Source organism: Kribbella sp. (genome assembly GCF_035687465.1).
GTDB lineage: Bacteria > Actinomycetota > Actinomycetes > Propionibacteriales > Kribbellaceae > Kribbella.
In genome coordinates, this window is record NZ_DASRXP010000595.1 from 1 (window position 1) to 3000 (window position 3000).

Annotated in this window: 4 protein-coding genes and 1 pseudogene; all 5 read right to left on the minus strand. The window is 66.3% G+C overall.

Going from position 1 to position 3000, the window contains the following annotated elements:
- Window positions 1-426, minus strand: a 426-nt coding sequence (locus VFG33_RS31440; RefSeq protein WP_414672997.1) for a DDE-type integrase/transposase/recombinase, incomplete at its 3' end; no start/stop codon positions are given.
- Window positions 427-460: 34 nt separating this feature from the next.
- Window positions 461-748, minus strand: a pseudogene (locus VFG33_RS41330) (IS3 family transposase); the annotation flags it as partial.
- Window positions 749-788: 40 nt separating this feature from the next.
- Window positions 789-1322 (minus strand): transposase, encoded by a 534-nt coding sequence (locus VFG33_RS31445; RefSeq protein ID WP_325056621.1) that lies wholly within the window; start codon window positions 1320-1322, stop codon window positions 789-791.
- A gap of 8 nt (window positions 1323-1330) precedes the next feature.
- Window positions 1331-1840, minus strand: coding sequence for an IS110 family transposase (locus VFG33_RS31450; protein WP_325056622.1), 510 nt, complete (start codon window positions 1838-1840; stop codon window positions 1331-1333).
- A gap of 201 nt (window positions 1841-2041) precedes the next feature.
- Window positions 2042-2350: a transposase gene (locus tag VFG33_RS31455; RefSeq protein ID WP_325056623.1), complete on the minus strand. Its 309-nt coding sequence runs from the start codon at window positions 2348-2350 to the stop codon at window positions 2042-2044.
- Window positions 2351-3000: the final 650 nt, after the last annotated feature.

A 3000-nucleotide genomic window follows, 5' to 3' on the forward strand; every position in this document is an offset into this window, starting at 1 on the left:
GCATCGGCGGTCGCAACGCTCGATCCGCCGCCCACTGCCGCCGCGCACCCTCCGACGCTTGCGGCAACTGCTTCTTTCCCTGCCCCATCGCAAACCTCCATGTTCGAGGTGTTGCGACGACCGATTGAATCCGCCCTGGCAGCCCCTATCGGAGTGGAATATCACTCCGGGCGCGGGCCGGCGCCGATTCACCGCGTCGGTGAGTGCCTCGGCGACCAGGTCGGTGCGCAGATGGTCCGCAACCGCCCAGCCGACCACCCGGCGCGACGCGAGGTCGATCACGGTGGCCAGGTAGAGCCAGCCTTGCCAGGTGTGGACGTAGGTGATGTCGCCGCACCAGCGGGTATCCAGCGCGGCCGGCTGGTCGGGGTCGACGGCGAAGTCGCGGCCGATCAGATCTGGGCGTTGCGCGGCGCCCGGGTCCAGGGATCGTGGTCTTCTTCCATCCTCTCGGGACCCGGCCGCGCCGGCCGGAGGCCTGCATCAGCCGCACCACCCGCTTGCGAGAACATCTCTCGCGTTGGTCGAGGAGTTCGTGGTGAACCCGCGGCGAGCCGTGGGTCTGGCTGGAATCGTCGTGGATCTCGATGATCTTGCCGGTCAGCTCGGCGTCGCGCTGCTCGTGCAACGACGGGCCGCCGACACGGTCGGCGTAGTAGGCGGAACGGGAGACCTGCAGCAACTCACACGCCCGCTTCACGTTGTGGTCGCCCTGCTTCTCCGCCTCGACGAACGGGTAACAGTTCACCGGGTCTCCTTGATGCTCCTATGTCAAGCGGCTCTCGCGGTCAGGCAGCCATGGCCGCTGGCGATGTGGCCTGGGTGCCGTGCAGCTGGTTGGCGCGCAGGGCGGTGAAGACGGCATCGGAGAGCCGGCGGCGCAGCAGCCGCAGGGCTGCGGTCTTGTCCTTGCCGCGGGCTTGCTGCTTGGTCAGGTAGGCCTTTCCGGGGCCGATGCCGCGGGCCTGGGTGACCGCGATCATGTGCAGGGCGCAGTTCATCGTACGGTTGCCGCCGCGGTTCAGCCGGACCTTGCCGGCGCTCGCGCCCGACCACACCGGGACCGGTGCGGTGCCGGTGAATCGGGCGAAGGCGTCCTTGTCCCGGAAACGGTGCACGCCGGCGGTTTCGCCGATGATCACCGCGGCGGTCAAGACGCCGCAGCCCGGGATCGCCAACAAAGCGGGGGCGATGGCCTGCACCAGGCGTCGCAACTCCGCCTCGAGAGCGTTGATCTGGTGGTTGAGCTCGTCGCAGCGGGCGAGCAGATTACGTGTCAGCCGGGCTACGACGCCTTCGAATCGGTCTAGCTCTGCGGACACTTCGGCGACTACGCAGTGCCGCCGGAATCCTCGGGAGGGATCTCCAGGTCTGGGTCGAGTTCGTGCAGGTACCACCTGATCTGGGAGGCGATCCGGGTGCGTTGGACGACCAAGTCGCGGCGGTGATCCGACAACAGCTTCACCTCACGCGCCGGTCCGTCCAGCTCCGCGACCGGCAGATCAGGGTGGCGCAGCGCGGCCAGCGCGACCGCCTCGGCGTCGATCGGGTCCGACTTGCCCGGCTCTCGGGCAGCACGGCGGGCACCGGCCATCAGCTTGGTCGGAACCCGTACGACTCGACAGCCGGCCGCGAGCAGATCGGCCTCCAGACGTCTGGTCAGATGCCGACAATCCTCTAACGCGAAGGCGACCTCATCGAACTGGGCGGACCAGCGGACCAACTCGAAGTGACCCTCACTGTTGGTGCGGACGGTCTTCACTCCCAGCCGCCGGCCCACGTCGTCGACCGCGACAACGGTGTGGGTGCGTTTGTGGGAATCGGTGCCGATCATGACCATGCCGAAGGAACTCCTCACATCGAGAACAAGAAGGGATCCCCGGGATCGCGCGAGGCGGGCACGCCTCAATCGAGCACGATGGCAAGCTCCTATCAAGCCACATCCCCACGCGCCCTGGGTGCCCGGCGGAGCCGCACATCGAGGACAAGCCATCGAACTCGAGGCAGCGAAGAAACGAGCGAACTCCGCCGGACACCAAGATCATGGCATTGACGCGAAGAAAGCCGTCGCCCGCTTGAGGATCTCGACATCCTCACGCAGCCGGCGGTTCTCCCGCCGCAACTGCGCGAGCTCGTCCTTCTCGCTCGTGGTCAACCCGCCATCACCGGTGCCGGCATCGCGCTCGGCCTGCTTCAGCCACTCCCGCACCGCGGTCTCGGTCAGATCGAAATCCTTCGCGACCTGACCAACCGACCGGTCGCCGCGCTGACACAGCTCCACGATCTCGGCCTTGAACTCAGCAGTGAACGAACGACGAGGCCGCGGCTTCTTCTTACCCATGGACTCCATGATGAACATCCTTCCGGAGCACAAGCTCCCGATCTCGGATGTCCGTCGAAACGGGTCATGCCCAGGCACGACCGGAAGATCCGTCAGGTGCCGGAGGCCATGTACGCGGGCAGGATGTAGTTGGCATGGCGGTCGAGGTTCTTGCGAGCTCGGTTGTAGCGCATAGTGGTTCGCGGGTCGGCGTGGCAGGCGGCAATCTATACGTCGCGGAGGTCTACGCCAGCGTCGAGCATCGTGGTGACAAAAGTGTGTCTGAGCATGTGTGGTGCATCCGGGGCAGCTTGACACCTGCATGTTCGGCGAGGAGCCGCAGTCTCCGGGTGGCGCAGTGCCGGTCCATCCGCGTGCCGCGATAGGCCAGCAGGATCGGTCCGGTGGTCCGTTCATCGATGGCCCGTTGATGGCACGGCCCACGGCTGGGGGAAGCGGTACGAGGACGACCTTGTCGCCCTTGCCGTGCACGCGGACAACCCTGCTCGGCGCCGTCTAGGTCGTCGGTCCCGCCGTCTAAGGCGGTTGATGGATGACGGGTACCTTTACTGAATTCGCCTGCAATAACCTGTGCGTGTCGATGGGCTGAAGCGGCAGAAACATGCGGTGTCCGGGCGAAGCCTGGACCGTGATGCGTGCACACCGCTACGATCCACCTG

What these genes read in the sequence shown, in the direction of transcription:
- VFG33_RS31450 (WP_325056622.1), bottom strand. Translation starts at nt 1,840, where the DNA reads ATGGTCATGATCGGCACCGATTCCCACAAACGCACCCACACCGTTGTC.
- VFG33_RS31455 (WP_325056623.1), bottom strand. Translation starts at nt 2,350, where the DNA reads ATGGAGTCCATGGGTAAGAAGAAGCCGCGGCCTCGTCGTTCGTTCACT.